The organism is Eisenbergiella tayi (assembly GCF_001881565.1).
Classification (GTDB): Bacteria; Bacillota; Clostridia; order Lachnospirales; family Lachnospiraceae; genus Eisenbergiella; species Eisenbergiella tayi.
Map to the genome: position 1 here is coordinate 443,593 of NZ_MPDJ01000002.1, position 24,598 is coordinate 468,190.

Below are 24,598 nucleotides of genomic sequence, written 5' to 3' on the forward strand. Positions count from 1 at the left end.
TGTTCAATGGATAAAAACCATCGCACAGTCGCTCAAAAAAACAGCCCTTACCTGCTGCTCTCTATCTTTTGCAACTGGCTGCCACATACCGAATAACGGATACAAGGCCCTCTAGCTTTGCGTCACCGGCTTTCGCCGGCTTTGCCAAATGAAATCATGTCAGTGAAAAAATTATAACATCATTTTCCATCATTTACAAGTTCCAATGAGTTTTAAAAGTATTTTATCTTACGTGTATTATTATCATAAATCCTGCGGGCGGCACAGCAACGGCATACGCAGACAGCATCTGTTTATTTTACAACATAACAACAATATTTGTTTGACTTTTACGTAAACAGATCATACAATTTTAAATAACTGACAACGCAAAAAGCTCCAGCCTGATGAATTCGGGAGAGGGAGACGGCCAACTGCAGAATGGGAGATTTACGCTGATGGGAATTTTATTATTACTGCCTTTTTTTCTGATACGTTTCGGACTATTATCCTTGCTGAATAAAGAGGCGGTCGGACGCGCCGCCTATTTTGCTCCGTTACAGGGAAACGAAAAGACGGCCTGCATATTCTATCAGATTTCAAATATAGCAATTTTTGTATACATACTTTTTCTTAAAGTAAGCTGCACACCTGCGTGGCTCTTCTTCACAGGCTTAGCCATCTATATCGCAGGAGTTATCTTGCTTCTTATTTCGGTGGTGAACTTTGCCTCTCCTTCCGAAAACGGAATTAACAAAAACGGGCTTTACCGCGTGTCGCGCAATCCGATGTATGTGGCCTATTTTGTCTTTTTCATGGGATATGTGCTGCTGACACAGTCCTTGATATTATTGGCTCTGGTAATCATATTTCAGATATCGGCCCACTGGATTATTCTTTCTGAAGAAAGATGGTGTATGGAAAAGTTCGGTGACGAGTATGTTCAATATCTGAAAAGGGTACGGCGCTATATTTAACAACTGTCCGTTTTCAGCTATCTGCGGATGAACAGGCGCCCGCCGTTACCATTATTTTGAGGGCATATTATATTTCATACTTTTTTAATGGGATTTTGATTCTTTTTTTGTTATAGTAAAAGGACAGGCAGATGTTCTCATCTGTAAACAGAAATGCAAGATAGAATATTGATACAGGAGGTATTATAAATGAAAAAGAAATTTTCACTTTTAGCTTTGGCTCTGGCAAGCTGTGTGACCGCACTTGCCGGCAGTCCCCTGACTTCCCAGGCGGCTGAAATCCCTCAGCTTGGGCCATCCAGGATATGGGGCACCATGACAAAATCCGGAAATGATACAATCATATTTGATAACCAGAGCGGTGAATCCTACCAGGGAGATATTGTCATCCATATATCAGAGGACACCAAAATCCTGGACGCACAGAACGGGTTCCCCGTATCCCCTGATAGCATTCAGGATGGGCAGACGGCTTATGCTTATGTCGGCCCTGCCATGACAATGAGCATTCCGCCCCAGACAAATTCCCCGATGATTCTCACCGAAATCCCTGCGGACTATAAGGTGCCTGATTATGTGATCGTTAAGTCCATGGAGGACAAAGGGGCCGCCTATCTGCTGACCGCAGCGGACGGCTCGGAATTTACGGTTCCGAAGGACTGTACTATCATACCTTATTTAACAAGAAATATGGTCTTTCTCACCGATCTGACCGAGGGGCGCACCTGCCTTATTTGGTCCGATGCAGCTTCCTCTGCATACAAAATCGTACTTTTTGCCCAAAATGCGGATGACGGAGACAAGCCTGCAGATGGGGCTGAAACGGTTCTGCCCGCTTACGGATGGTTTGAAGAAGACGGCCGGATTTATTTCCGAAATGAGGACGGGAGCCTTGTAAAAGGTTTTATCCAGGTAGGAGATCAGATTTTCTTTTTAAATACGGAAACCGGAGCGATGCAGACCGGCCTGATCACTATCGGGGATACTACTTTTAATATGTTTGCGGACGGGACCTTCCGTATCGAAACAGATTAACGAAGAAATCCTTTCTTATGTAAAATAAGCACCGGCCCGGGGCTGTCCATTTCGTGACAGCATCAGGCCGGTTTTTTTGATTCTCTTTTTCATTTCCTTCAGATTCCCGTTCACTCTCTTTGTAATCTTCCCTCGGTAAATATCATCTTTATTCCTTCAGCCTCCACACAGGGATTGACATAGGATGCACGGGTTTTTACTTCTTCCGGCTTAAACAGAAGAAGATCCGCATAGTAACCCTCCCGGAGCAGACCGCGTTTTTCCAGCTGAAAACGCTGCGCCGGTTTTCCTGACATTTTATGTACCGCCTCCTGCAGGGTCAAAAGCTTCCTTCGGCAGACATACTCTTCGATTATTTTCGGAAAAGCACCATAAAGCCTGGGATGCGGATGGCTCCCGCCTCCATAGAGCGCGTCTGATATAACAGAGGTAAAAGGCAGGGAAATCACATAATCCACATCCTCCGAACACATGCTTAAAACGATAATCCCCACCTTTCCTTCCTCCGCATACATGAGGGCGGCTATAGCCTCTGCTTCCGAATCAAACCCGCCGTCTTTTACCACTTCCTCCAGAGTCCTGCCAATCATCCACTGATTCTCTTCCCGTTCCAGGGAGCTGATAAGAATTCTGCCGCTGCCGACAGCACTGAGCATATCGTCCCAGCCTTCCCATTTTTCCTTCAGCGCTTTCTTAAGGGCCTTTACACCCTCCGGCGTGCCCAGCGCGCTGCTGAGCCTTTCTCCATATTCTGCGCTCAGGACTGGAGGAATCAGGGAGCCCAGAATGGTGGAACCGCCGTCATAGGGATATACATCGGCGGTAATATCCAGTCCCGACTTTTCAATCAGAGATACCGCATCATAAATATCTTTTTTCCAATTTGCCAGCCCTACGGATTTAAAATGGCTGATATTGATCCTGACTCCGGTCTTCCGGGCGAAATCGATCACCTCCTGCACGGAAGGAATCAGGCCGTCACCTTCTCCTCTGATATGGATGGTCAGGAGCTTATCATGCTTTGCCGCCTCCCGGCAGAAAGCATACCACTCTTCTCTTGTATTAAAACATTCAGGCACATACATGATTCCCGCAGAGACTGCCTGGGCTCCCTGTTCAAAGGCTTCCCCAAGCAGCCCGCAGGCGGTATCCAGCTCTTTTTCAGAAAAACTGCTCTGTCCGAATCCCTTTACCGCAATCCGTACCGCGCCGGTTCCCACCATTGCCCCCATATGCAGCGGCAGCTTCTTCGCATGCAATGCGTTCAGGTAAGAGGCAAAATCCGGAAAGCTTCCGTCCGCAGGAGGCTTTCCGAGGCAGGGTTCCAGGAAACGGTACATTGCCGCTCTTGAGCTGCCGTCTGACGGGGCAGGGCTCATGCCGCAGTTTCCTGCAAGCACTGTTGTTATCCCCTGTTTTCGTTCCAAATGCCCAAAATCAGGGTCTGTGAGCGCTGCAAAATCACAGTGTCTGTGCACATCCACAAATCCCGGCGTCACCGCAAGGCCTTCCGCATGGATAAGCGGGCCTTCCGTACCGGTGAACCGATCTGTTCTGTGAGGCAGCACTTCTTCTATTTTACCACCATTTATCACGATATCCCCGAAGAACGGGTCTCCGCCCGTTCCGTCATATATCATACCGCCGCTGATATATGTTCTGTTCATTGTTTCTCCTTCTAATTCGCATAATAATCAGCCTGGATCCGATAAAGCCTCTTATATTCTCCATCCATCCCGATTAATTCCTCATGGCTTCCCTGTTCACATAACCGTCCGTCTTTGAACACCAAAATCACATCACAATAACGCGCGCTTGCTAATCTGTGAGATATGTAAATAGCTGTTTTTCCCCTTGTTAACATTTCAAAACCTTCGTAAATCTTTTTCTCTGCGTCCGGATCCAATGCTGCAGTAGGTTCATCAAGTATCATAATCTCAGACTGCTTGAACAGCGCTCTCAATATCGCTATCTTCTGCCCCTCACCCCCGGAAAGATTCACACCGCTCACATCATAATCTTTAAACAATAACGTATCCAGTCCTTCAGGCAGTTTACTGATTATACTGTCCGCTCCCAGCAGCTTTGCTTTGCCATAGATTTCCTCATCCTTAATTTTTCCTTCATTTGAAAACAATATGTTCTCCCTGACAGAAAAAGAGAAAAGCTTATAATCCTGAAAAACTACAGCCAGAATCTTCTGGTATTCTTTATAATCATAAGTGCGTATATCTTTTCCATTTAATGTAATTATCCCTTCATCAGGTTCATACAGCCTGCATAATAATTTTATGAAAGTAGTTTTTCCGGCGCCATTATCACCGATTACAGCAGCCCTTGTAAAAGGTGAAAGCTTAACATTAATATCTTTCAATGCATATTCTTTTTGATTCGGATATCGAAAGGAAACATGAGAAAACTCTATTTCGGCTCCCTGCACGGGATTGATTGTCACAGGAACGTCTCCTTTGCTGCTGTTGCCCTCCAGCTCCATAAATTCTAAATACTTGGAAAAGTATCTTCCTCTGTTCAATACTTCAATAACTCCATCAATTATACCGCTGCAGGCATCCTTAAAGGAGGCTATTGCACTGAAGGTCATCGTGAAATCACCTACTGTCAGTGTTTTTTCAACCAATATCTTATAGCCAAGGACTAAATAGGCCATGTTCTCCTGCAGCATAGATAAAAACAAGCCGATATGTTTTACCGCTCCTTCCGAATTCGTTATCTGATCGAGTAATTTATAATAAGTATCTGATAGTTTCCGATATTTATCAAATATAAATTTCTGCAGCTGATTTACACGGATTTCTTTCGCATATTCAATGTTCGCACTAAACTGCATATACCATTCCATCTTCCGATCAATTGGCCACAGCTCATTATCTATTTTATACCTGTATTTTTTTAATCGTGAGTTTGCATATGCATTAACTACGATAACAAAGGAAACTATTATCAAAAGCCAAACATCAACAGATGCAATAATTCCCAAAACTCCCAGCAGAATCAATATACTGGAAAAAAAGGTCCTGACCGATAAAATGAGTTCGTAAAAATTCAGAGCCATAACACATTTAGTCGCTTTTCCGAACTTATCTTTTGTATCCGCATCGTCCAGCAGAACATAATCCAAAACAGACATTTTATAAAAAAGCCTTTGAATTGCCTCGTACTCCAAACGTTTTACTTTTTTATCCAATTCTGTATTAATAAACTGATTCATCGTTTTAATCAGCCAGCCGGATACTGCCATAATGACTATAATTTTAACAGTTGCCGAATAATCAGCACCATTCGCAAAAGAATCTATTACCTTTCTGGATAATAGTATATAGGGAAAGGGTATCAGCGCTGATATGCAAACGGATATACCCAGCCATATAAATATTTTTTTGTCGATTCCGGCTATAAAACGAAATAATAAAATTATATTAGACCAAAAACTTTTCGGCTCAGATTTGTCCATTGCTTTTTCCTTTACTTTATCATACATATACTATTTTTTGTATATCGGCGAAATATAAAATATTTTAACCACTGTACAAATCAGGAATCAAAGTATACTGCATACTCAGTAAAAGAAATAATAATATAGATAGGAAAATGATATGTTGCCAGAATAAATCACCAAAAGAATAAAGAGGGAATAACATACCGCAATTTTATACAATTCAACCCCCCGAAGCATAAAGTACCATACTCTCAGGCAGGCAATCTGCTAATAAAATCTCAAAGGAGTGATAAAAATGGAATTTAAAAACCTGTTTGACAAGTTCAGTACCTGCGGAAAGCTGCTTCTGCCGGATTCAGCGTTTTCCTTCGATGATATTCCCTGGTCTGTTCACCCGGCGTTTGACGGTGTGGAACTAAAGAATATCATTACTTCCGATCAGACCGGCGGGCAATTCAGCTTTCATCTGGTAAAAATCGCGCCGGGCAAGAAAATCGGCAGTCACATTCATAAGGAACAGCTCGAAACCCACGAGGTAATTGCAGGGACAGGGATCTGCATCAATGATGGAGTGGAATTAAAATACGAGCCCGGCGTTATTTCCATTTTCCAAAAGGCCTCTCCCCACGAAGTACAGGCAGGGGCAGACGGCCTGTACCTGTTTGCCAAATTCATGCCTGCATCAAACTAGTGTTCCAGCCGGCCGGGTGGAGCCCTGACCCTCAGAATCAGGCGCAAACACATTACAGGACATTTTATAAGCTGTGGGCGTCAGTCCCACCATTTTTTCAAATTGCTTTATAAAGTGGCTTTGATCGCAGAAACCTGTGTTCAAGGCCACTTCTGTAATCGTTTTTGTCCTATTCATGAGCCGCTGCGCTTTACGTATGCGGTTTTGTATTTGAAACTGGTGGGGCGTCAGGCCTACTTCCTTCTTAAAGCTTCGGATAAAATGGTACTTACTTGTAAATGCGGCACGTGCCATTTCCTCAACACTGAATTTGCTTTCGGGGCACTTCTCAATCCGCTGCTTCAAACCGCTGACCAGAGATGTATCTGTATTTTCCCCGCCCCAAAAGCCACTCTCATTAACAGAATAAAGATAACTCAGGAAATGAATCATCTGGCTCCGGCTTATTTTTCTGAAATCCTCGGCTTCTGTCAGTATCTTCACAATTTCCGATTTGATCTTTTCCCATCTGCAGTCATCACGGCTTACTATATCTTTCCGGATGCACAGGCTCAATAATGAATAATTCTCTTTTGCCGTAATACTATGCGGTACATACGGAAGGATGGCAAAAATCTGGTCCTTGCCGTAAATTTTTGAACTTTGTCCAGCACGCAATAAAACAGACCCTTCCAATACCATGCCGACCGTAAAGACAGAAACATGGTTATGGAGAGGATACGAAATTGCAGAATTATCGCAGAAAATAAGTTCCGCACCACTATGTATGTCATGCATATAATGAATTTTTGTTTCAGCCATTCCTTCCCTCTCTTCTATCTGAAAAAAAGTATATCACAGGCACTGACAAATAAGAAACAGAATCATCTATAAAACTGCATATATTTGCGTCTATTAATTATCGGTTTATACTCCCCTTAAACTTTCGTTATGTTTTTCGTTAAATGAACTTGACAACCATTTTATTTGTGCTATGATATGGTTATGAAACTCGTTAAACGAATTTTACAACGAAAGGAGCTATTTATGCAAAACGTAATCGAAGAATTAAAAAGAATCCAGGCAGCCGTCACAAATCTGATTGAGGTATTGGAATCCTCCCCGGAAAACAAAACCGTCAGCGCAACGGTGGGCGAAATCCGTTCCGTTGCCATACTGGAAGAAATCTATCGCTGCAGCGGATCCGTAACGCCTGAACAAATCTCTGAATTTGCAGTAAAATACGGAAAAACTCCCAGCTCCTGCGCCGGATACTACTCCGGGAAAAAACCTTCCTTAAAAGCAAGCGATGACAGAAAGCGCCGTCTTTTAACAAAACAAGGCGAAGAAACCGTGCTCGCAGCAAGACACCGCTGGGGTGATGACTGGCTCGATCGTGTTCCGCAGTCAATCATTGCCAATGATGCGACTTCTTACAAAATGGTAATAGATTTTTAAAAAATCGTTATTACCAGCCCTGCATTCCAAGCAATAACGCTGCCCGCTTTGCAGCTGCAACCGGTCATGCAGCTGCAAAGCGACAGAAATGGTAAGAACATTTGATAGTTACAACCGTTCCTCCATGTTATAATACTAACACAACAAGGAGGAGCCTGAATGAATTTAGCAGAAAAAATTCTGGAATTAAGGAAAGCAAACGGCATGTCGAAGGAACAGCTCGCGGAAAAAATGAATGTATCCCGGCAGTCTATATCAAAGTGGGAGTCAGGGGTTCTACATAGTTAAGGATATGAAACCACAACTCACACTTACCTTGTCTGTGACTATTTTTTTTGCCATTTATCTTGCCTGTATTGATAATGTCAATACAAAGTGATATACTAAATATAATTAGAACATAATCACTGCCTGACTATATAGGGAGGTAATATCATTATGGAAAAGACATTTTTACAGGTACGTACTGAAACTAAGGATAAGGAGCAGGCCAGCATTATTCTTGAAGAGCTTGGAACGAATTTGTCATCTGTTGTCAATATGCTTCTGAAACAAATTATATTGACAAAAAGTATTCCATTTGAAATCAAAATTCCACAGATTTATACGACTGAAGAGCAAATAGCTGAAGTTAGTGCCTCTATGGCCATGGAGCAAATGCCATTAGACACAAACGATATAAATCTTTTGAAAAAATATCAGGAAAGCGGGGACAAAGATAATATCAGGAAGCAACTTTTAGAGAATTACAAGGAGAGCTAAATGAGTGATAGAATCTACTGTTATCCTGATTCAGATGTCTTAATGAATAAGCTGAACATTCATGACGCAGAAAAACTTCAAGAAGCCGAACGAAAATTGACAATGCTTCGATTAATAGATTTACTGGATAGGCCGGTAGTAGGAAAATTTGATTTTAAACATCTGCAAACTATTCATAAATATATCTTTCAAGATATATATCCCTGGGCTGGCAAGGTTCGTTCAGTTGATATTGCAAAGTCAAACATGTTTTGCAAAGTGCAATTTATCGAAACACAGGCAGACGAAATATTTGGAAAACTAAAAAATGACTGTTATTTAGAAGGACTCCCAAAAGAAAAATTTGCCAAAAAGCTGCTTATTATTTTTCGGAAATAAATGCACTCCACCCATTTAGAGAAGGAAACGGAAGAACACAAAGAGAATTTATCAGGCAGTTGGCATACCAGTCCGGTTATATTCTTCATTTTTCCGCTATTAGTGAGCAGGAAATGGTGCAGGCAAGTATTGATTCATTTGTTTGCAATTACAAAAAAATGGAGACTTTATTTATAAAAATTATAAAAGAGCGATAGGTATATTTTTCTAAATGGGAAACCGGGGAATCCTTACCTTGGAAACGAATCATTTACCCATGCAGATGATATGCCCCTCAGCTGGCTGTCAGCCCTGCTGCTGATCGCTACCGCTGTCGTGATTCAAATCAACTTAAGAATCACCAAAAAATATCTCAGCGGTTACGGCAATGCAAAGGAAGGAGAAACAAAAAATGAACGGAAATGAGGGTACAAAGAATAACAGCCATGTAAAAGCGGCTTATATCGTAACAGCCATATGCCTGATAACAGCCGGAATTCTGTTCTATTTTCTGTTTACGGCCATTTTTGCGGACTGGAGATTCAAAGGGAACAGCGGACAGGGAACGCGTCTTGAATTCAATACGGACGATCCGGATGAGGCCGGGTTTAACCGTGAAATGACAATCTATACGGAAGACGGCATTACAAAGGCTGTTTTTTCAGGGAAAATAACTGTCGACGGCACATCAGAAATCATCGTTGCCGCCAATGAGGATGGCAGGATAGTCTACAGCGGAACCTATTCTGATCTAAAAGACGAATCCATTAAATTAGAAATAAATGATCTGGAGCCTTATGCCTACTACACTATCAGCTTCTGCAGCGACAATGCAAATAAAGGCCATCTGCTGCTTACCTCTAATGATTCTCTGGCAAAACGTCCCGAAACACCGGAGCATCCCGATCACACGGCTCCGGCTCGTAACTGATATGGCAAAATGAAAGCGCTGCCGGAAAACTTCTGAAAATCTCATGGCAGAATGCACAATATATAACAGCTTAATTTTTGTAACTTATTGTTCTTACATCCATAAAATTTTTAAGCTATAATTTATAAGCAATGAAAAAACAGGCAGTAACTTGAATGTGAAGGCCACACATTTAAGCTGCTGCTTTTTTGTTTGCAATAAGTATAAAAAACAGGCTGCCGGTCAGCTGTGCATTTGAAAGGAGATTTTTATGAACAGTAACTCAAACCAATATCTGGAGGAGGCTCCGATTGGAAAGCTTATGATGAAGTTTGCCGTCCCCTGTATCTTGTCTCTTCTGGTTTCTTCCCTTTATAATATCGTTGACCAGATTTTTATCGGCCGGGGTGTCGGTTATCTGGGGAACGGAGCTACAAACGTAGTATTTCCCATTACTGTTATCGCTTTGGCAATCGCATTAATGACAGGTGACGGCTGTGCCGCATTCCTGAGCATCTGTCAGGGAATGAAAGACAACGAGCGCGCAAGGAAAAGTGTGGGGAATGCGGTCTCTTTGCTTATCCTGAGCAGTATCGTGCTTGTTGTTCTTTTTGCCTTCGGCAAGGAAGCCATTCTGTCTGTTTTCGGCGCAACTGAGAATAACATTTCTTACGCGAGGGATTATTTTAATATCATTATTATAGGAATTCCTTTTTTCGTATTCACGAACGGCATGAACTCCATTATCCGTGCGGACGGAAGCCCTCAGTTCGCTATGATAAGTACGCTGATCGGATGCGTAATCAATATCATTTTAGACCCAATAGCAATCTTTGTCCTGCATTGGGGCGTGACGGGCGCGGCGCTTGCAACCATCGCCGGACAGTTTGTTTCCGCGGTGCTGGCCGCATACTATCTCTTTCATGCCAAGAGCTTCCGACTGGATCCGGGCAGCATGCTTATCCGGTTCAAATATCTTGCAAAAATACTGCCGCTGGGGATCAGCAGTTTCCTGACCCAGCTCTCCATCGTAGTGATCATGGGGGTGATGAACAGCACTTTGGTAAAATACGGCGCCATGTCAAAGTATGGGGCGGATATCCCTATGACAGTCATGGGAATCGTCATGAAGGTATTCCAGATTGTGATCGCCGTTGTGGTGGGTATTGCCGCAGGAAGCCAGCCTATCGTCGGTTACAATTACGGGGCGGGACATATGGATCGCGTGAAAAAAATATATAAAACCATGATTGCGGCCGAAGTCATAATCGGCGCTGCGGCTACCTTTTTATTTGAATGTTTTCCCGTACCGATCATCAGCCTGTTCGGAAGTGAAAATGAACTGTACAATGAATTTGCCGCATTATCCTTCCGTATTTTCCTCTCCACCGTTATTCTTTGCTGTGTGACAAAGGCGACCAGCATTTTCCTGCAGTCTTTGGGAAAGCCGGTAATGTCCATGTCGCTTTCGCTGCTGCGTGATTTTATTTTAAGTGTTCCGCTTGTTTTATGTCTGCCAGCCGTTTTTGGCGTTACAGGCCCACTTTACTCCGGGCCGATCGCTGATATTGTTTCCTTTGCGGCCGCGCTGATTATGATGAGCTCCGTATTTAAAAAGCTGGATACAAAAGTGACGGCTTCAGGCGAAAACACCAGCCTTTCTGTCCATGGCGTCCGTCACAGCGCGCTGTAGCTCTTCCACATCATAGGGCTTTGTGAGAAATGCAAAGCCTCCTGCCTCCATCCCTTCCTTCGCCGTCTGCGCATCGGAGTGGGCGGTGAGGAACACTACCGGGATGTCCGCCCTGCTGCACCTCTCCCTGCAGAATGCAAGGCCGCTGCCGTCCGGCAGATCAATATCCAGGACAATCACATCCGGAGTAACCTCCTCCAGAACCCTCCCTGCTTCCCTCAGTGTCCCTGCACTCAGTATGGTATAGCCCTGAGGGCGCAGGATCCGTTCGTTCAGATATAACAGTTCCCGGCTGTCGTCCACCAGCAGGATTGTTTTTCCGTTATGCCCGGACAGCTCCGGGTTCGGCTTCTGGCTGTCGGCGCGGAGCTTGCGGAGCATTAACAGATCTCTCTGGCCGACCAGCGAACAGACGAAATAAGCCAGTACTTCAAAAAGGATTGAAATATGCTCCATTTTTTCCGGCGGCGGATTATCCGCCCCTAAAAGGCCATGTATCTTTCCCTGTGCCATCATAGGGCTTAAAATAACGGAACGGATATTCTGGCGCTGTAAAAATTCATAAATCAGCGGATCACTCTTTTGCAGGCTTTCCACATCCGGTTCAATGATATTTTCACCGTCCGCCAGCCGCTCATACCAGGGATACAGATCCTTTTTCGCCACATAGGGAAGCTCCTGTATGCCGGATGAAACATGGCTGCGGCACCATTCATAGGTATTATGGATATGCTGCCTGTCCATTTCTTCAAATACATATACCCTGTCGCATTCCAGCCGCTCCCCCAGGAAACGCAGAAGCTGGTTCAGCCCCTCCTCCGCATCCGGGGCCTTTCTTATTTTTTTCAGACATTCTCCCACAAATTGTTCGTTATATGCCGCATTTTCCTTCACGAAGGCACCTCACCTTCTCCATACATAAGCGTATCCATCGCTAACAGCAGTTCCGTTTCACTTTTGAATTCCAGCACCTTCTCCTCTGCTGTCAGCTTACCCTGCCAGGTATAATTGCAGCATTCCTCTATACACACCTCAAACGTCATCTGAGCCTGTTCCTCTCTCATACGCGCCTCCTTTTTTGTATCAGAATAGCAGAAAAAAATAAGAAAAACGCGAACCTTACCAATTTGTCAGGTTCGCGTTTTTATCTTCCGTAATTCCCGCTCTGATTCGGGATTATTTTTCCATAACCTCCAGCATATACCCTTCTTTCCGGAAGCTCATCAGAGAGATTTCATCCGAAACAGCCAGCTTATTTTTCAGCCGGGACATACATTTCCAAAGGGCTCCTGCATTCCCGGACATGGGCTGCTTCCATACTCCCTCATAGATCTCATCCGCACTCAAGATTCTGCCTTCGTTCCTTAACAGAAACAGAAGGACAGAAAACTCACGCGCGGTCAGCCGCATATCCTTTCCGTCCAGAAAAGCACGAAGCGCCACGGTATCCAGCGACAGCGGGCCGCGGGCCAGGACTTCCGCCTGCTCCGCATCCCTTCGGTTCATCCTTGCCAGACGGAGCTGGGCATTGACACGGGCAACAAATTCATCCACATCATAGGGTTTTGTAATATAGTCATTGCCGCCTGCCACAAGCCCTTCAATGATTTCACTCTTTTCATCCAGAGCCGTCAGAAACAGCACCGGAGCGGATGTGGCAGGACGGATTTTTTCACAAAAGGCAAGACCGTTTCCGTCAGGCAGCATAATATCCAGCACCAGAGCGTCCGGCGTATGTTCCCGGAGCAGCTCCTGCGTCTCTTTAAGGGTGGAGGCGCACAGCACCATGAAGCCCTCTCTCTCAAGAATACGCCTGTTGATGCGCTGAATATTCTTATCATCCTCCACCAGCAGGATTGTTCCCTTTTCATTCATGTTCCGCGCCCTCCTTTACCGGCAGAGTAAACCAAATCCGCGTTCCTTCGCCTTCCGCGCTCTCAGCGCCAATCATGCCGCCATGCTCTTCTATGATTGTTCTGCAGATAGTGAGTCCCAGGCCTGCGCCGCCTTCCCCGCCCCGTCTGAAACGCTCGAATACATGAGGAAGAAACTCAGGGCTGATACCATCGCCGTTGTCCGCAACACTCACCCTGAGCTGCTTCCCCAGATTTTCCACCCGGACGGAAACCCTGCCCTTTCCCGTATGTTTGTTGGCATTGCTCAGCAGATTGATGAGCACCTGAACCAGCTGTCCGGCATCCCCCTCCACGGAGGGCAGATCCGGATCCACCTCCGCCGTCAGTATATTTTCTTTCTGCTTAAACATAGACTGATAAATCCGGACAGTCTCCAGCACAAGGGAATCCAGAGCCAGAACCCCTCTGCCTTCCGCCGCTCCCTGTATCCGCCCAAGCCCCACAAGGCTTGTTACCATCCCGGCCAGCCGCCTGGCCTCGGCGGAAATGGCGGTCAGATCCATAACCGTTTCCTCATCCACCATACCTGCCCTGATGTTCTGTGCCGCAAACTGCGCATTGACGGAAATAACTGTCAGGGGTGTTTTCATCTCGTGGGAGACATCCGTATAAAACTGATTCTTCAGCCGGTTCATCTCCTCCAGCATTTCCTTTTCCGCCGCCATGCTCTCTTCCCTCTCCCTCGCCTGGCGCACTTCCTGCATGGTTCCGAAAAACATTGCCGTCATGGCAAACAGAACAAAAACGGCCATCGCCATTTCCGATATCGAAAACCGCAGCGCAGGCAGAAGAAGGATATCCCGGTGATACAGCGTATCCCAAAGGGCCGCCGCCAGCAGGAAGGCAAAGCCAAGCAGCACAGCGAGCTGTGCCGCCCCCGGTTTCTTCCAGCACAGGAACAGCCGTATAAAAAAATACAGGGCAATTCCCGCCAGCAGCACGATCCGCCATACCGCAGTATAGGATATCAGCAGCGTGGAACCGAACAAATCGATTCCGGCGAAGCCCGCACAAACAAGACTGGCGGCAGGCGGGAACCATTTGGGCAGCACCCCGGGAAACAGCAGATAAAGAAGCCACACAAGCAGAATTCCGCTCAATGGCATGGTCAGATATTCCAGCCGGAACACCGCCGTCCAGGGCAGTCCCGGCAGAACGGAGTCCAGTATCCGCTGTCCCGTAACTCCGGTCCGGAGGAACCAGGTAAGACAGAACAGGGCAAACAGCAGATTCGGCTTATACCCCTTCATCATCAGATAAAGGATAAAATGGACAAGAAACAGCACCAGATAGCACCCCATCAATATCACTTCCGGCCACAGGTTCCGGAACGTATACCGGTTAATCCATTCCGGCATACCTATGTAGAGAGTGCCATGCGTGCCTCCGTCCTTATGCGTAAAATTGGATGCCTGCTGTACAATGACAATCTCACCGTCGGCATCCGGCGATACCGGAAGCTGATAATATTTTACACCGGGCACCGTTGTCTCCCGGCTGTCCCCGGGCACCCCGGCTTCAAAAAGCAGCTTCCCGTTCACGTACATTCTGCTGGCAAAGTCCACACTATAACCGCAGATGAGATAGCTTCCGGGAAGTATCCTGATCCGCATCCGGCTGGTAGCATACTGGATTTCATTTCCCGGCTGTCCTACGCGGATATCCGTCCGCCCTTCAAATTCCTGCGGGGTCAGCAGCGCATTCGGCACATATTCCACATCCCCGGTAAGCCGCACCGCCGTCTGCATAAGTTCCGTATCCTCCAGAACCCATATGCCGTCTGCGGAAACAGCCGTCCTGATATCATCCGTACGGGGCTTGATTCCCCATACCAAAAACATCACTAATACGATCAGCGGCAGGACGGCAGCCAATGTCCATCTTTCTTTTTTTTCCAATATATCACCGCCCCTCCCTCTGTTTATAACCAACCGTTATATTCTTTCCTTTTTTCCTTCCGAAGGAACTGTCACTTCCTTTTACGGTACTTCTTTTCTATAATCCGGGTATAGAAAGCCATGGCTATTATAGTCTCTATTATTATCCCTACAGTGGAAAACAGAATGAATGGAGCAGTCTGTCTGCTTAACAGCGGAAATCCCAGAATTATAAAAACAACGCCAAATATGCACAGCATTTTCCCTACCGCATAATTATATTTCTTATAATCCGTCACTTCAAACATCTCTATATTGGCCCATACACCTACCGCCTTTTTCGAAAAAAAGGCAAAGATACCTATGGCAATAACCGCAATTCCCACGAAAGCCCAAATTATAAATCCCAACATGACTGCTTCCTCCTGATTCTTAAAATAAACACCCTGGTAAAGCTGTTCATCAGATATTTAATCACATCTCATCCCTATCCTTTATTAAGGCTGAAAACCGTTCCGCTATCGCGGCGGCATTTATATGCCAATCCACCGTCCCGTCCACATACATGACCGGACAGGTAAGAGTTTCCGCCCATTCCCCGATCCCTGACAGGGAACGTGCGGCGGCAAAATCAAAAAACTGCTGTTCCTGTTCATACATATCACCGCCCTTGCAGACGCGATCCCCGTATTTTTCACGGGAACGTTGTTTTATCCGCGACATACGCACCTCATGCGGAGCCGTGATCCCTACGGCAAGCTCGTACAGCCGCTGTATCTCGTCCCCAAAATCTCCTGTGACGGCGGTGATGACAAACGAACCATATTTTTCGATATCGGAAAGCATCAGCTCCAGGCAATCCTTTCGTGACCTTTTAACCGTATACGGGATCTCCGATTTTTCAAAATAATAATCCTCTATATCCATGTGCCTGAACCCCAGCAGCCCCGCCAGTTCCCGTCCAAGCGTAGTCTTTCCGCTCCCATTTGCCCCGAAAATAATTATACCATGTGTTTTATCCAAGGAATCGTCCCCTCTCTTATTCTACTTGATTATATCAAAGAACGGTTAAAAAGAATATATCCCATTCTGCATACTTTTTTGTAACAATATGCATACGGTACAAAGTTGATTAATGTGGAAAAATGTGCTACGATTGATACGTTGATATAATAACATTTACATAACGTAATGCGAAGTCAGGAGGTGCTGAAATGAAAGTTGTAATAGTATGGTCAAGTCCCAATGAAAATGGTTTAACCGCCTCAGCAAAAGAAAGTTTCCTGTCCGGACTAAAAAAAGCGGGAACGGAATATGAGGAAGTACATCTGAACAAATTTAAAACCGAACACTGCCTCGCCTGCGGGAATGGCTGGGGGACCTGTCGTTCCGAAGGACGCTGCATCATAAAAGATGATTTCGAATCCATTTACCGAAAGCTCATGGAAGCCGATGGGATCGTCTTTATTTCAGCCGTATACTGGCACGATGTAACCGAACATATGAAAGCATTTATCGACCGGCTCCGCAGGTGTGAAACAGGCCATAATGGATTTTTGGCCCAGAAACGCTGTATCTTAATCGCCTGCGCAGGAGGCACCGGCTTAGGTGCTGTTGAGTGTCTGTATAATATGGAAGAGGCGTTAAAGCACATGGGGATGAGAGCCTATGATCGGATTCCTGTTATCCGTTATAACAGGGATTATATGCTTCCGGCGCTGGAGCAGGCCGGTGAGGTGTACGTTGAACGGTTAAAAGACGGGTTTGATATGCGGTATTGATTCTGCATAATTAATAGCCTTTATCATTTGATATTTCTATATGTAAGATTGTTTCTCCTTTGCCGGAAATACGACATCCGCGCTGCCCCTGATAAGCAGCGGCGGTTGCCGTATTCCGGCTTCTTTTGCGGTTTCCAATCTATTAATATCCCCTTCTCCGATTCCATGAAACTATAATGTATAATGATAATTAGAAACGGATAAAATTTATCAGAAGAACTATTTAAAATTTGAATAGATACAAGGAGTTAGTGATAATGGAAACTAGCTGGAAATCTGTCGCCAAAGATGGCAATCCGGTAACAGACGGAGAATATTTGGTAACAGCCATTACAGAATCAGGAAAGTACGACACAAAAATAGGGGAATGGCAAAGAGGTTATTGGAACTTTGATACAAGCATCGTTATAGCTTATGCCGCAAAACCAAAACCATACCAATGGTCCTTATTTAAAAGTGATATGGAAGGAATTAAATATATCTTGTGATTATTCAAAGCTTTCAGTCTTTCCCAATGCATTTTCTATTGCCTTTAGTACCGTATTGCTGGTAAGTGCAGCGCCGGATATGGCATCAACCTTCAGGGATTGTTCATCACAGACAGCTTCAGCAATTTGCTTTGCCTGCGCCATGTAGGCGGTCTTATGCTCAATCACTTCAATATTAACGATTGGAACCCCCTAACCACGCCGTCCCTTATAAATGTCCAGTTTTCCCTCATCTATCGCATAGATATGAGTGCAAAGTGTTTCCAAATCATCATAATTGTGGGAAGTCATGAGAATTGTCCGTCCCTCCGCCTGGAGGATGCGGATAATTTCTTTTATATCATTGCAGGTCTTATAATCGAGTGCATTAAATGGTTCGTCCAAAATCAATATATCCTGGTTTTCCATAATGGCCTGTGCGATGCCAAGCTTTTGCTTCATACCCAGGGAGTAATGCTCCACCTTTGTTTTATCCTCCGGATCGAGTCCCACCTTCTGCATGGCGGAACGAATTTCTTTATCGCCGGCCACACCGCGGATTCCAGCCAGATACCGCAGATTCTGCAGTCCTGTATTAAGACCGATAAAACCGGGGGAGTTTATCAGAACACCCATGTTTTCAGGAAAATCACGTCCTTTGCCCAGGACCTGACCTCTCACACAGACCTGTCCGCTGTCCGGGATCAGGAAGCCGCAGATAAGGTTGAACAGGACCGACTTCCCACTCCCGTTAGCCCCGACTATGCCAACAGTGCTCCCCTTTTCCACATTCAGGGAAATGCCGGACAGAACGCGCCGTCCGGAAAAGCTCTTGCTTACTTGTTTTAATGAAATAATGGGTTCCATAGATTATCCTCCTTAATGATTGAACAGACGCTTAATACCCCGGCCGGAAAGCCAGAGGAGCAGGGCCAGGGAACAAGTCCCCAGCAGCACGGCTGCAGCCGCTCCCGGCATGGTTCCGCCCGTCTGCGGAAGGTTCAGCCGCGCCAGACTGGAAAGCCCTGCCGGGAGCCATGAAACGGGCAGCACACAAAGAAAATGCAGCAGTACAACGGTCACAAACCCTGCCGTCGCCTGCCCCGTCACGCATAAGACCGACAGGATCAGCAGGAATTGAAACCCAACGTCCAAAAGCTTCAGCCCCACTGCGGTTACGCTCAGGCCTATATCCGGTGAAAAGCCCAACAGCAGGGGCGGAACGGCAGCCGCAAGAATAAGCAGACATCCATATAGAAGTATCCAGAGAAGCCCGATACAGAGGATCGCCTCCAGAAGCTCCTTTCTCCGCCGCAGGCGGATTGTCAGAAAAACGGAGCGTTCCCCAATAGCCTGCGTGCAGAATACCCCCAGCGGCCACAGGGGAAGTACTTCAATGGCCAGCAGTGCCATAAAGCCCATCGGATAAAAAGATCCGGTGCCGTGCCCCGCAAACAGGCGGATCAGCCAATCCGTACTATCCTCCGGCACTCCGCCGGAAATCCAGGTCCAGGCCGTCACAAGAAAAATCAGGCCAGTCAGAAGCAGTCCGTTTTTTCCGGTAAACAGGACACGTCGGTAATAGGGCCCCAGTCCCTTTTTACCACGGACGGACACTGAAAACCGCAAGTACCACCTTCGGGTGACAAGCCACACCATTCCCATCGTCACAATTGCCGTGGTCACAGCAGTCAGCGGCAGGCGCCATGGCTCCGCCAGATTGTGAAGCAGAAACACCCAGTGGTTCCATCCTGTCAAAAACACAAAGGGCGGGCGGGACATAACCGGCAGCTTAATCCAGAGTGCTGCGAATAAATAGAGCGCCAAGAGCAGCTTGACTGCCAGGGAACGGCTGCAAAAGTGGCCCAGGCAAAGGGCCGTCAGGGCAATCAGCCAGTATCCCAAAAGCATCTGTCCGGCACAGCAGAGGACTGCGGCCCATGGCGACGGAAAATACCCCTGCAGAAGTGTAAATACTTCCTTCCACTGTCCTGCCGGTGATTCCGGCCAGCTTCCGTCGATGGGAAGCCCCAGACCGGAGCATAGAAGCGCTGCCATCTGCACAAGCCAGAAGAATACCGCAATCACAGACAGAGCCCGCCATTTGCGGAAAAAGTACCGTCCATACGTCCCATACCGCACCAGTACAAAAAGCATATCGTCCTCCATCACACCGGTACAGAGAAACAGGAAAACAGGAAGTACGGCGAAAACGAAATAATACTGATCATTCAGGACGGCCAGTAAATGAAACTGAAGCAAGCCTTGCGCACTTCCCCTCTCACTCAGCCCGAACAAAAGGGATAACCCAAAAATCAGGAAAAACTTCCCCCGGCCGACCATCATCCACATACGGTTCATCATAGGCCTACACCTGATAAATGGAGCGCTTTTTCACCTTTTGATAATAGAACGCCGCCGCTCCCATCACAATACACATCAAAACCGGCCCCGCCGCAAAGGATGAGGCATGAACAGCCGAAGCGCTTAAGCTGCCGGGCTCAAAGGCTGTTACAAAACGAAGTCCCGGCATACCAAGGACTGCCCAAAAGAAATTCTCCAAAATGACATAGATAAATGGACCTGTCAGGATTACGAATATATTGCTGCCATAAAGAGCCAGCACAAAACCCAGCGTCATTGTCAGTATGCCCATCAGCCCCTTCCATATAGAAAGCAATAACGCATAGAGAACCGGCGTTTCGGCATACAAGTCCAGGAAAACATGGGCGTAGCCCACGGGGAGCGGCCAAAGCTTCTGCGGCGCCCTGACATACAGCGCAAACAGTGCGGAGACGAAATAGGGTATCATAATAATGCTAAATGCAGCTGCCGCACATGCCCCCCACTTTGCTGTCAGATAACGATGCCTGCTGATCCGGGGCAGGGTGTAGGTCAGAAAACGATCCCGGCGTTCATAGTAAAGCTGCCAGCAAATCGGGACGGTAACAAACAGGGGAAACAAAAGGCTTAAAAACTCGGTGCCGATTTCCCATGGGTCAAGTTCAAAATGGATTGTATACTCACGATACAGGGTACAGGATAGAATACAGGTCAGCAGGGTAAGGAGACACGTTGTGAACAGGACCGGCCTGGCTATTTTCTTTCCCTCTAAAATAAAATTTCGCATGTCAGCACTTCCTTTCCATTGAATTTATGTGTTTGCTCCTTTATATTAGCATCCTCCTTCATAAAGACAAGACTTTGGGAACAAACAGGGGTTTTATGGGAACGAAACGGCCCGCCCCATAAAACCCCTGCTATGGTATTCTTCAATTTTCAGGGAACCAATACCCCGATGGTTATATAGGGTATTCCGTTCAGCTGTTCATTGCCGGTAATAATCCTTCCTCCATGCCGTTCCGCAATCCGGCGGACATTATACAGGCCGTAGCCATGTCCGGCTTCCTCCTTCGTCGACCAGCCCCGCCGGAACATCTGTATAAACTCCACGTTGGATAAAGCACCGTGGGGATTCAGAACAGAAAACCGGAGACCGTCCGTTTCCTCTGCCGCTCTGGCGTACACCACATCTCCGGGCCCGGCAGCCTCGATGGCATTGTCCAGCAAAATGGCGATCACCTCCACCCAGTCGGCTTCCGATAAGGCATGGCGGAGAAACGCGCCTGCAACCGTCACCTCCACACAAACCTGTTTTAGTTCCGCCTGCTTCATTTTTCCAAACAGCAGCCCGCTGATAACTTTGCTGTCACACTTTAATAACTCCTTATCAGCGCCGTCCAGCCTCACATTCTGAAGCAGAGATGTCACCGCTTCCTGTGCATCCTGCAAATCCTGTGCGGCAGAAACCGCTGCTGCTACCGCCATCATCTGGTTGTTAAAATCATGCTGACGCGCCCGCACCTGTTCAATCAGTTCTTCCACCAGAGGAAGATACTGCTCCAGCATCGCTGTTTTCTGGCGGGCCTGAATACGGTGCTGCCGAAGGAGCATGACAATCCCGTCGCAAACCGCCAACAGCCCCACCGCACCCACAGGTACCGGCAGCCGGAGAAGCATTGCGGAAAGGTCAAACCGAAACAGAAGGAGCAGCAGCAAAAGAAGCAGCGCCGTATTGCTGCACACCATACAAATGACAGGATCCCCGTCAGCCAGCTTCTCCCTCAGCCACCGGAGCACCCCTGTGCTCCAAAGCACCAGCAGGAGGAAAAAGGACAGAGTCCGGCCCACATAAACATACCATACAGGCTCCGTCAGGCCGCACAGGGCCAGGAACAGTAAACTGAATTCCCTCAGCAGAAGATACAGCGCAAAGACGGCAATCGTGCCGAAGAGCGTATGCCCCTCGCTCTTTTGAAACCACAGGCTGTTTAATAACAGCACTCCGAGGAAAAGAAACAGAAATGCGACGATATGATCCACCGGGAGCACAGCATATGCCATTTCCGTCTCCTGCTCCCCAAGCCCCAGGCGGGAGAGCAGACAGACACCGGCAAACAACAGCGGCAGCAGCCGATCCGGCTTTCCCCTGGATCTGCCCAGCAGCCCGAAGCCGGAAAGCGACAGGAGAAGCCCGTCCAATACGCTCTGGAAAAAGATAGAAATTGTCATGGCTTTTCACGCTCAAACACTGCTTTCTGATATTTCTCACCAATCGGGATTGCTGTTTCGCATTCCTTCAGGTAAAGCAGGCGGTTTGCCTTGTCTATTTTACAAATATGAACCGGATTGATCAAAAAGCTTTTATGGCATTGCAGCAAACGATCCTTCGGCACCATATTCAGAAGCTTTGAAAGGCTGTAACCGGAAATCCGGTCTGTTACTTCACTTCCGCCGATCTGTGCCGTATGGATCAAAAGCCTTTTTCCAAAAGATTCAATGTAGAGAATATTCCGTATCTCGTATTCAAACAGGAACTGCTTCTGCTCAATCCGAAGGATTTCAGGCACCGCCTGCATCTGCGCCCCCATCTCAAGAGCCGCATGGAATGTCTTTTGAAATTCCTCCTCCGTGAAAGGCTTTACCAGAAAATCGTAGCACTTAATTTCCCTGTAGGCAGACAGCTCCTCCCCGGCCAGTTCCGTGGTAAAAAGGATCGGGGTAAACCGGTATTCCGGCAGAGCCCGCAGCTGCCTTGCCAGCTCGGTCCCCCTGTAATCCAAAAGCTGTATATCTAATATGAATAGATCAACCTTGTTTTGTGCCGCAAAGGAAAGGGCCTCTGCCGCCTTTCCGAATACTGCAAGCCTGTGTCCATCTGAGCTGTTTTCAATGTACCGGCGCAGAAGTGCCGCTGCGCCCGGCTCGTCTTCAACCAATAAAATAAGTCCCATAGCAGGCTCCCTTCACACATCCTTCAATGCAGTGATAATTATATCATAACTTTATGAGAACACCTACTTTATTTTATTGGACGCTTCTCCGTTACCAGCAGGTACACAGCCATTCGCAACGGTTCTGCTTCTTCCTCATTTACACCTGCCGGGGCTGCTCTTTACTAAGTACTCATAAACAGGAATGCAGCCTCCGCAAATGTAAAAATAATGCTGAGCACCAGGGCCGCCCGGCACAGAATCAGAGAAGCCTTAAGCGCATTTTTACCCCTGCTGCTCTTTTGAATATGACGTAATCCCATAATGCTCAGGACAAGCCCGACGGGAGGGAATATGATACTGAAAACAATGCCAAAGGTTCCCAGAACAGAAGCTTTGCGTGCACTGTTCTCCCTTGCATGGACCTGCGCCTGCAGTTCCTCATTACCCCGGTTGATCCGGGCAGCTATTTCGCCTGTTAACCGGCCGAACCGGGCACATTCCTCCTCCTGAATGATATTCACATGGTGGTAGCTGTCCTTTCTGGTGTTGTTCACCTCCACAACACAGTCCAGTAAGGACGCGCCGCCCTTATCATACAGGGCACAGTCCACACGCCGTATCCTGCCTTCCCTGTCTTTTTTAATGCTGACGTCGGCGACGCCTAATATATCTTCGGTGATCAGGATTGGCTCTCCCGGCAGGATAAGCTCCTTATCAAAGGACAGGGGTATGACCCAGATACGGCCTGCGTCACAGGCAAGGGCATAGGAATAGTAGGTGACATAGGTCCTGCGTCCATAGTGCACCTCTTTTTCAAAATGACCATAGGCCACCTGATACCCGCTCTCTCCCGGCAGAGCCCGGGCCACGGCTTTCCTGAGCCGTTCCTTGTCCTCCCCGCCGGCTGCTTTGCGCAGGTTTATCTTCTCCCGCATAAAAACATAGACTGCAGCTGCAGCCGCAATAACAACAATAATCCATATCAGCTTGCTATCCATATGTAATGGTATCCTCCGTTTTTCATCATCTTCAGGGTCAGCTGACTCTTACCAACAGGTAAAAAACAGTATACCATCCCAACATATATTTTTCTTGTAAGATATGACACCTAAAGCGGTGAGACAAACGGAGAAAGCGGCGGGACAAACGGACAGCACCTCATACCGTCTTTTAAGCCGGATAGAAACAACGCCGGAACACCCTGCCTGTCACCATCCTTTTTTATGGACTGCCCTCTTTTCCTTTCTTCTCTTCTCCGCAGTTTCTTCCCTGGGTTTTATAAACAAAAATACAATCCCGGCAAGCAGCATGACGGATACACTCAGTGCGCAAAGCGGTATATTCCACTGAACCCCTTCCTCATACCCCCGGTAATTAATCAGCCCTAATACCGCCGAAACCGGATAAATATACTGTAATTCCCCACCGGCGAACATTCCTATAAAGCCATAAACAAACGCAGCAATGACACCCGCAAAAAAATTGCTTCCCTCCCTGCCTGTCAATACAATAATCGGTATTATTACCATATATTCAAATAACGCCAGCAGAGGCATCTGAACCATGCCTGCCAAAACATGTTTAAAAAGAATCCCATCATATCCCATGATGAAAGCGCCGGCAACGGTAAAAAAGAAACAGACCATTCCCATAATAAGAGACAAAACAGAGGAAACCGCCAGCTTGCCTGCCATAAGTTTTCGAAAGGATATCGGAATCACAACAATATTTTTCAGCGTATCATCGGTGTATTCCCTTGAAATCATATAACCTGTTATCAGCGTGATGCACATAGGAAAAATAAGGGTGGCAAAGTTTTTAATCACCTGCTCATACAGAAACAGGAAATCCCAAACCATGCCGTCCTCGGCCATGGAAGTGAACAGCGTCACCAGCACGGTAAGGAGCATTAGTGACACGCCAATCCACAAAATAAAGTATCTTCTCAATTTCAGAAATTCTGTTTTGATAACCCGGAACATA

At 46.7% G+C, this 24,598-nt stretch carries 29 protein-coding genes, 1 pseudogene and 1 riboswitch; of the genes and pseudogenes, 13 read left to right on the forward strand and 17 right to left on the reverse strand.

Annotation, left to right across the window (positions count from 1 at the left end):
* Window positions 1-66 precede the first annotated feature (66 nt).
* Window positions 67-156: riboswitch (cyclic di-GMP riboswitch) on the reverse strand.
* A 281-nt stretch (window positions 157-437) separates the two neighbouring features.
* The gene (locus BLA28_RS10420) at window positions 438-956 is read left to right on the forward strand and encodes a methyltransferase family protein (RefSeq protein WP_069157337.1); all 519 of its coding nucleotides are present in this window, start codon (window positions 438-440) and stop codon (window positions 954-956) included.
* A 189-nt stretch (window positions 957-1,145) separates the two neighbouring features.
* Window positions 1,146-1,991 (forward strand): hypothetical protein, encoded by an 846-nt coding sequence (locus BLA28_RS10425; protein WP_069156674.1) that lies wholly within the window; start codon window positions 1,146-1,148, stop codon window positions 1,989-1,991.
* Window positions 1,992-2,101: 110 nt separating this feature from the next.
* Here the strand turns inward: BLA28_RS10425 and BLA28_RS10430 are convergent, their stop codons facing one another.
* Both BLA28_RS10430 and BLA28_RS10435 read right to left on the reverse strand, forming a co-directional pair.
* On the reverse strand, window positions 2,102-3,658 hold the full coding sequence (locus tag BLA28_RS10430) for an N-acyl-D-amino-acid deacylase family protein (protein ID WP_069156675.1): 1,557 nt from the start codon (window positions 3,656-3,658) through the stop codon (window positions 2,102-2,104).
* 11 nt (window positions 3,659-3,669) lie between these two features.
* Entirely contained in the window at window positions 3,670-5,463 is a 1,794-nt protein-coding gene (locus tag BLA28_RS10435; RefSeq protein WP_069156676.1) for an ABC transporter ATP-binding protein, read from the reverse strand.
* A gap of 280 nt (window positions 5,464-5,743) precedes the next feature.
* Between BLA28_RS10435 and BLA28_RS10440 the strand changes: the two genes are divergently transcribed.
* Window positions 5,744-6,139 (forward strand): cupin domain-containing protein, encoded by a 396-nt coding sequence (locus BLA28_RS10440; RefSeq protein WP_069156677.1) that lies wholly within the window; start codon window positions 5,744-5,746, stop codon window positions 6,137-6,139.
* On the opposite strand, the gene BLA28_RS10445 is transcribed toward BLA28_RS10440, so the two are convergent.
* On the reverse strand, window positions 6,131-6,940 hold the full coding sequence (locus BLA28_RS10445) for a helix-turn-helix domain-containing protein (protein ID WP_069156678.1): 810 nt from the start codon (window positions 6,938-6,940) through the stop codon (window positions 6,131-6,133). The genes BLA28_RS10440 and BLA28_RS10445 overlap by 9 nt on opposite strands.
* Window positions 6,941-7,165: 225 nt before the next feature.
* Here BLA28_RS10445 and BLA28_RS10450 point away from each other — a divergent pair, with 225 nt between their 5' ends.
* The 8 genes and pseudogenes from BLA28_RS10450 (at window position 7,166) to BLA28_RS10475 (ending at window position 11,298) form a co-directional block, all read left to right on the forward strand.
* The gene (locus BLA28_RS10450) at window positions 7,166-7,576 is read left to right on the forward strand and encodes a hypothetical protein (protein ID WP_044964996.1); all 411 of its coding nucleotides are present in this window, start codon (window positions 7,166-7,168) and stop codon (window positions 7,574-7,576) included.
* A gap of 159 nt (window positions 7,577-7,735) precedes the next feature.
* Window positions 7,736-7,843: pseudogene (locus BLA28_RS10455) on the forward strand (helix-turn-helix transcriptional regulator); the annotation flags it as partial.
* A gap of 171 nt (window positions 7,844-8,014) precedes the next feature.
* On the forward strand, window positions 8,015-8,338 hold the full coding sequence (locus tag BLA28_RS10460) for a type II toxin-antitoxin system RelB/DinJ family antitoxin (RefSeq protein ID WP_044964994.1): 324 nt from the start codon (window positions 8,015-8,017) through the stop codon (window positions 8,336-8,338).
* Window positions 8,339-8,716, forward strand: coding sequence for a Fic/DOC family protein (locus BLA28_RS10465; RefSeq protein ID WP_242880570.1), 378 nt, complete (start codon window positions 8,339-8,341; stop codon window positions 8,714-8,716).
* Complete coding sequence (locus BLA28_RS34140; protein ID WP_242880588.1) at window positions 8,713-8,913, forward strand: Fic family protein; 201 nt, start codon at window positions 8,713-8,715, stop codon at window positions 8,911-8,913. The genes BLA28_RS10465 and BLA28_RS34140 overlap by 4 nt, the downstream gene beginning before the upstream one ends.
* Window positions 8,914-8,983: 70 nt before the next feature.
* Window positions 8,984-9,121 (forward strand): hypothetical protein, encoded by a 138-nt coding sequence (locus BLA28_RS33710; RefSeq protein WP_159463971.1) that lies wholly within the window; start codon window positions 8,984-8,986, stop codon window positions 9,119-9,121.
* Entirely contained in the window at window positions 9,108-9,626 is a 519-nt protein-coding gene (locus tag BLA28_RS10470; RefSeq protein ID WP_069156679.1) for a hypothetical protein, read from the forward strand. Before BLA28_RS33710 ends, BLA28_RS10470 begins: the two co-directional genes overlap by 14 nt.
* A gap of 250 nt (window positions 9,627-9,876) precedes the next feature.
* A complete protein-coding gene (locus BLA28_RS10475; protein ID WP_069156680.1) occupies window positions 9,877-11,298 on the forward strand; it encodes an MATE family efflux transporter in 1,422 nt (473 codons plus the stop codon).
* On the opposite strand, the gene BLA28_RS10480 is transcribed toward BLA28_RS10475, so the two are convergent.
* From BLA28_RS10480 to BLA28_RS10500, 6 genes are all read right to left on the reverse strand, one after another.
* The gene (locus tag BLA28_RS10480; RefSeq protein ID WP_069156681.1) at window positions 11,245-12,192 is read right to left on the reverse strand and encodes a response regulator; all 948 of its coding nucleotides are present in this window, start codon (window positions 12,190-12,192) and stop codon (window positions 11,245-11,247) included. The two genes, BLA28_RS10475 and BLA28_RS10480, sit on opposite strands and share 54 nt — an antisense overlap.
* The gene (locus BLA28_RS33715) at window positions 12,189-12,362 is read right to left on the reverse strand and encodes a hypothetical protein (protein WP_169897231.1); all 174 of its coding nucleotides are present in this window, start codon (window positions 12,360-12,362) and stop codon (window positions 12,189-12,191) included. The genes BLA28_RS10480 and BLA28_RS33715 overlap by 4 nt, the downstream gene beginning before the upstream one ends.
* 112 nt (window positions 12,363-12,474) lie before the next feature.
* Complete coding sequence (locus BLA28_RS10485; protein ID WP_069156682.1) at window positions 12,475-13,173, reverse strand: response regulator transcription factor; 699 nt, start codon at window positions 13,171-13,173, stop codon at window positions 12,475-12,477.
* Window positions 13,166-15,112, reverse strand: coding sequence for a sensor histidine kinase (locus BLA28_RS10490; protein WP_081329909.1), 1,947 nt, complete (start codon window positions 15,110-15,112; stop codon window positions 13,166-13,168). The genes BLA28_RS10485 and BLA28_RS10490 overlap by 8 nt, the downstream gene beginning before the upstream one ends.
* Before the next feature lie 71 nt (window positions 15,113-15,183).
* On the reverse strand, window positions 15,184-15,504 hold the full coding sequence (locus tag BLA28_RS10495) for a hypothetical protein (protein ID WP_069156683.1): 321 nt from the start codon (window positions 15,502-15,504) through the stop codon (window positions 15,184-15,186).
* Between the two features lie 61 nt (window positions 15,505-15,565).
* Window positions 15,566-16,114, reverse strand: a complete 549-nt coding sequence (locus BLA28_RS10500) for an AAA family ATPase (RefSeq protein ID WP_069156684.1) — start codon at window positions 16,112-16,114, stop codon at window positions 15,566-15,568.
* A gap of 191 nt (window positions 16,115-16,305) precedes the next feature.
* Here BLA28_RS10500 and BLA28_RS10505 point away from each other — a divergent pair, with 191 nt between their 5' ends.
* Entirely contained in the window at window positions 16,306-16,872 is a 567-nt protein-coding gene (locus BLA28_RS10505; protein ID WP_044964973.1) for a flavodoxin family protein, read from the forward strand.
* A 257-nt stretch (window positions 16,873-17,129) separates the two neighbouring features.
* On the forward strand, window positions 17,130-17,360 hold the full coding sequence (locus BLA28_RS10510; protein WP_069156685.1) for a hypothetical protein: 231 nt from the start codon (window positions 17,130-17,132) through the stop codon (window positions 17,358-17,360).
* On the opposite strand, the gene BLA28_RS10515 is transcribed toward BLA28_RS10510, so the two are convergent.
* From BLA28_RS10515 to BLA28_RS10550, 8 genes are all read right to left on the reverse strand, one after another.
* The gene (locus tag BLA28_RS10515; protein ID WP_330388795.1) at window positions 17,361-17,543 is read right to left on the reverse strand and encodes an FMN-binding protein; all 183 of its coding nucleotides are present in this window, start codon (window positions 17,541-17,543) and stop codon (window positions 17,361-17,363) included.
* 9 nt (window positions 17,544-17,552) lie between these two features.
* The gene (locus tag BLA28_RS10520) at window positions 17,553-18,206 is read right to left on the reverse strand and encodes an ABC transporter ATP-binding protein (RefSeq protein WP_069156686.1); all 654 of its coding nucleotides are present in this window, start codon (window positions 18,204-18,206) and stop codon (window positions 17,553-17,555) included.
* Window positions 18,207-18,218: 12 nt separating this feature from the next.
* A complete protein-coding gene (locus tag BLA28_RS10525) occupies window positions 18,219-19,703 on the reverse strand; it encodes a hypothetical protein (protein ID WP_069156687.1) in 1,485 nt (494 codons plus the stop codon).
* Window positions 19,704-19,707: 4 nt separating this feature from the next.
* Window positions 19,708-20,469 (reverse strand): hypothetical protein, encoded by a 762-nt coding sequence (locus BLA28_RS10530; RefSeq protein ID WP_069156688.1) that lies wholly within the window; start codon window positions 20,467-20,469, stop codon window positions 19,708-19,710.
* Between the two features lie 149 nt (window positions 20,470-20,618).
* Window positions 20,619-21,911 carry a sensor histidine kinase gene (locus tag BLA28_RS10535; protein ID WP_069156689.1) on the reverse strand — a complete coding sequence of 431 codons (1,293 nt, stop codon included), beginning with the start codon at window positions 21,909-21,911 and terminating at the stop codon, window positions 20,619-20,621.
* Window positions 21,908-22,633: a LytR/AlgR family response regulator transcription factor gene (locus tag BLA28_RS10540; RefSeq protein ID WP_069156690.1), complete on the reverse strand. Its 726-nt coding sequence runs from the start codon at window positions 22,631-22,633 to the stop codon at window positions 21,908-21,910. The genes BLA28_RS10535 and BLA28_RS10540 overlap by 4 nt, the downstream gene beginning before the upstream one ends.
* A gap of 164 nt (window positions 22,634-22,797) precedes the next feature.
* The gene (locus tag BLA28_RS10545) at window positions 22,798-23,613 is read right to left on the reverse strand and encodes a DUF4190 domain-containing protein (protein ID WP_069156691.1); all 816 of its coding nucleotides are present in this window, start codon (window positions 23,611-23,613) and stop codon (window positions 22,798-22,800) included.
* Window positions 23,614-23,823: 210 nt separating this feature from the next.
* Window positions 23,824-24,597 (reverse strand): ABC transporter permease, encoded by a 774-nt coding sequence (locus tag BLA28_RS10550; RefSeq protein WP_071699093.1) that lies wholly within the window; start codon window positions 24,595-24,597, stop codon window positions 23,824-23,826.
* Between the last annotated feature and the right edge of the window lies 1 nt (window position 24,598).

Coding starts and splice junctions, on each gene's coding strand:
- BLA28_RS10420 (WP_069157337.1), top strand. CDS start 438: ATGGGAATTTTATTATTACTGCCTTTTTTTCTGATACGTTTCGGACTA.
- BLA28_RS10425 (WP_069156674.1), top strand. CDS start 1,146: ATGAAAAAGAAATTTTCACTTTTAGCTTTGGCTCTGGCAAGCTGTGTG.
- BLA28_RS10430 (WP_069156675.1), bottom strand. CDS start 3,658: ATGAACAGAACATATATCAGCGGCGGTATGATATATGACGGAACGGGC.
- BLA28_RS10435 (WP_069156676.1), bottom strand. CDS start 5,463: ATGGACAAATCTGAGCCGAAAAGTTTTTGGTCTAATATAATTTTATTA.
- BLA28_RS10440 (WP_069156677.1), top strand. CDS start 5,744: ATGGAATTTAAAAACCTGTTTGACAAGTTCAGTACCTGCGGAAAGCTG.
- BLA28_RS10445 (WP_069156678.1), bottom strand. CDS start 6,940: ATGGCTGAAACAAAAATTCATTATATGCATGACATACATAGTGGTGCG.
- BLA28_RS10450 (WP_044964996.1), top strand. CDS start 7,166: ATGCAAAACGTAATCGAAGAATTAAAAAGAATCCAGGCAGCCGTCACA.
- BLA28_RS10460 (WP_044964994.1), top strand. CDS start 8,015: ATGGAAAAGACATTTTTACAGGTACGTACTGAAACTAAGGATAAGGAG.
- BLA28_RS10465 (WP_242880570.1), top strand. CDS start 8,339: ATGAGTGATAGAATCTACTGTTATCCTGATTCAGATGTCTTAATGAAT.
- BLA28_RS33710 (WP_159463971.1), top strand. CDS start 8,984: ATGCCCCTCAGCTGGCTGTCAGCCCTGCTGCTGATCGCTACCGCTGTC.
- BLA28_RS10470 (WP_069156679.1), top strand. CDS start 9,108: ATGAACGGAAATGAGGGTACAAAGAATAACAGCCATGTAAAAGCGGCT.
- BLA28_RS10475 (WP_069156680.1), top strand. CDS start 9,877: ATGAACAGTAACTCAAACCAATATCTGGAGGAGGCTCCGATTGGAAAG.
- BLA28_RS33715 (WP_169897231.1), bottom strand. CDS start 12,362: ATGAGAGAGGAACAGGCTCAGATGACGTTTGAGGTGTGTATAGAGGAA.
- BLA28_RS10485 (WP_069156682.1), bottom strand. CDS start 13,173: ATGAATGAAAAGGGAACAATCCTGCTGGTGGAGGATGATAAGAATATT.
- BLA28_RS10495 (WP_069156683.1), bottom strand. CDS start 15,504: ATGTTGGGATTTATAATTTGGGCTTTCGTGGGAATTGCGGTTATTGCC.
- BLA28_RS10505 (WP_044964973.1), top strand. CDS start 16,306: ATGAAAGTTGTAATAGTATGGTCAAGTCCCAATGAAAATGGTTTAACC.
- BLA28_RS10510 (WP_069156685.1), top strand. CDS start 17,130: ATGGAAACTAGCTGGAAATCTGTCGCCAAAGATGGCAATCCGGTAACA.
- BLA28_RS10520 (WP_069156686.1), bottom strand. CDS start 18,206: ATGGAACCCATTATTTCATTAAAACAAGTAAGCAAGAGCTTTTCCGGA.
- BLA28_RS10525 (WP_069156687.1), bottom strand. CDS start 19,703: ATGATGAACCGTATGTGGATGATGGTCGGCCGGGGGAAGTTTTTCCTG.
- BLA28_RS10530 (WP_069156688.1), bottom strand. CDS start 20,469: ATGCGAAATTTTATTTTAGAGGGAAAGAAAATAGCCAGGCCGGTCCTG.
- BLA28_RS10535 (WP_069156689.1), bottom strand. CDS start 21,911: ATGACAATTTCTATCTTTTTCCAGAGCGTATTGGACGGGCTTCTCCTG.
- BLA28_RS10540 (WP_069156690.1), bottom strand. CDS start 22,633: ATGGGACTTATTTTATTGGTTGAAGACGAGCCGGGCGCAGCGGCACTT.
- BLA28_RS10545 (WP_069156691.1), bottom strand. CDS start 23,613: ATGGATAGCAAGCTGATATGGATTATTGTTGTTATTGCGGCTGCAGCT.
- BLA28_RS10550 (WP_071699093.1), bottom strand. CDS start 24,597: ATGTTCCGGGTTATCAAAACAGAATTTCTGAAATTGAGAAGATACTTT.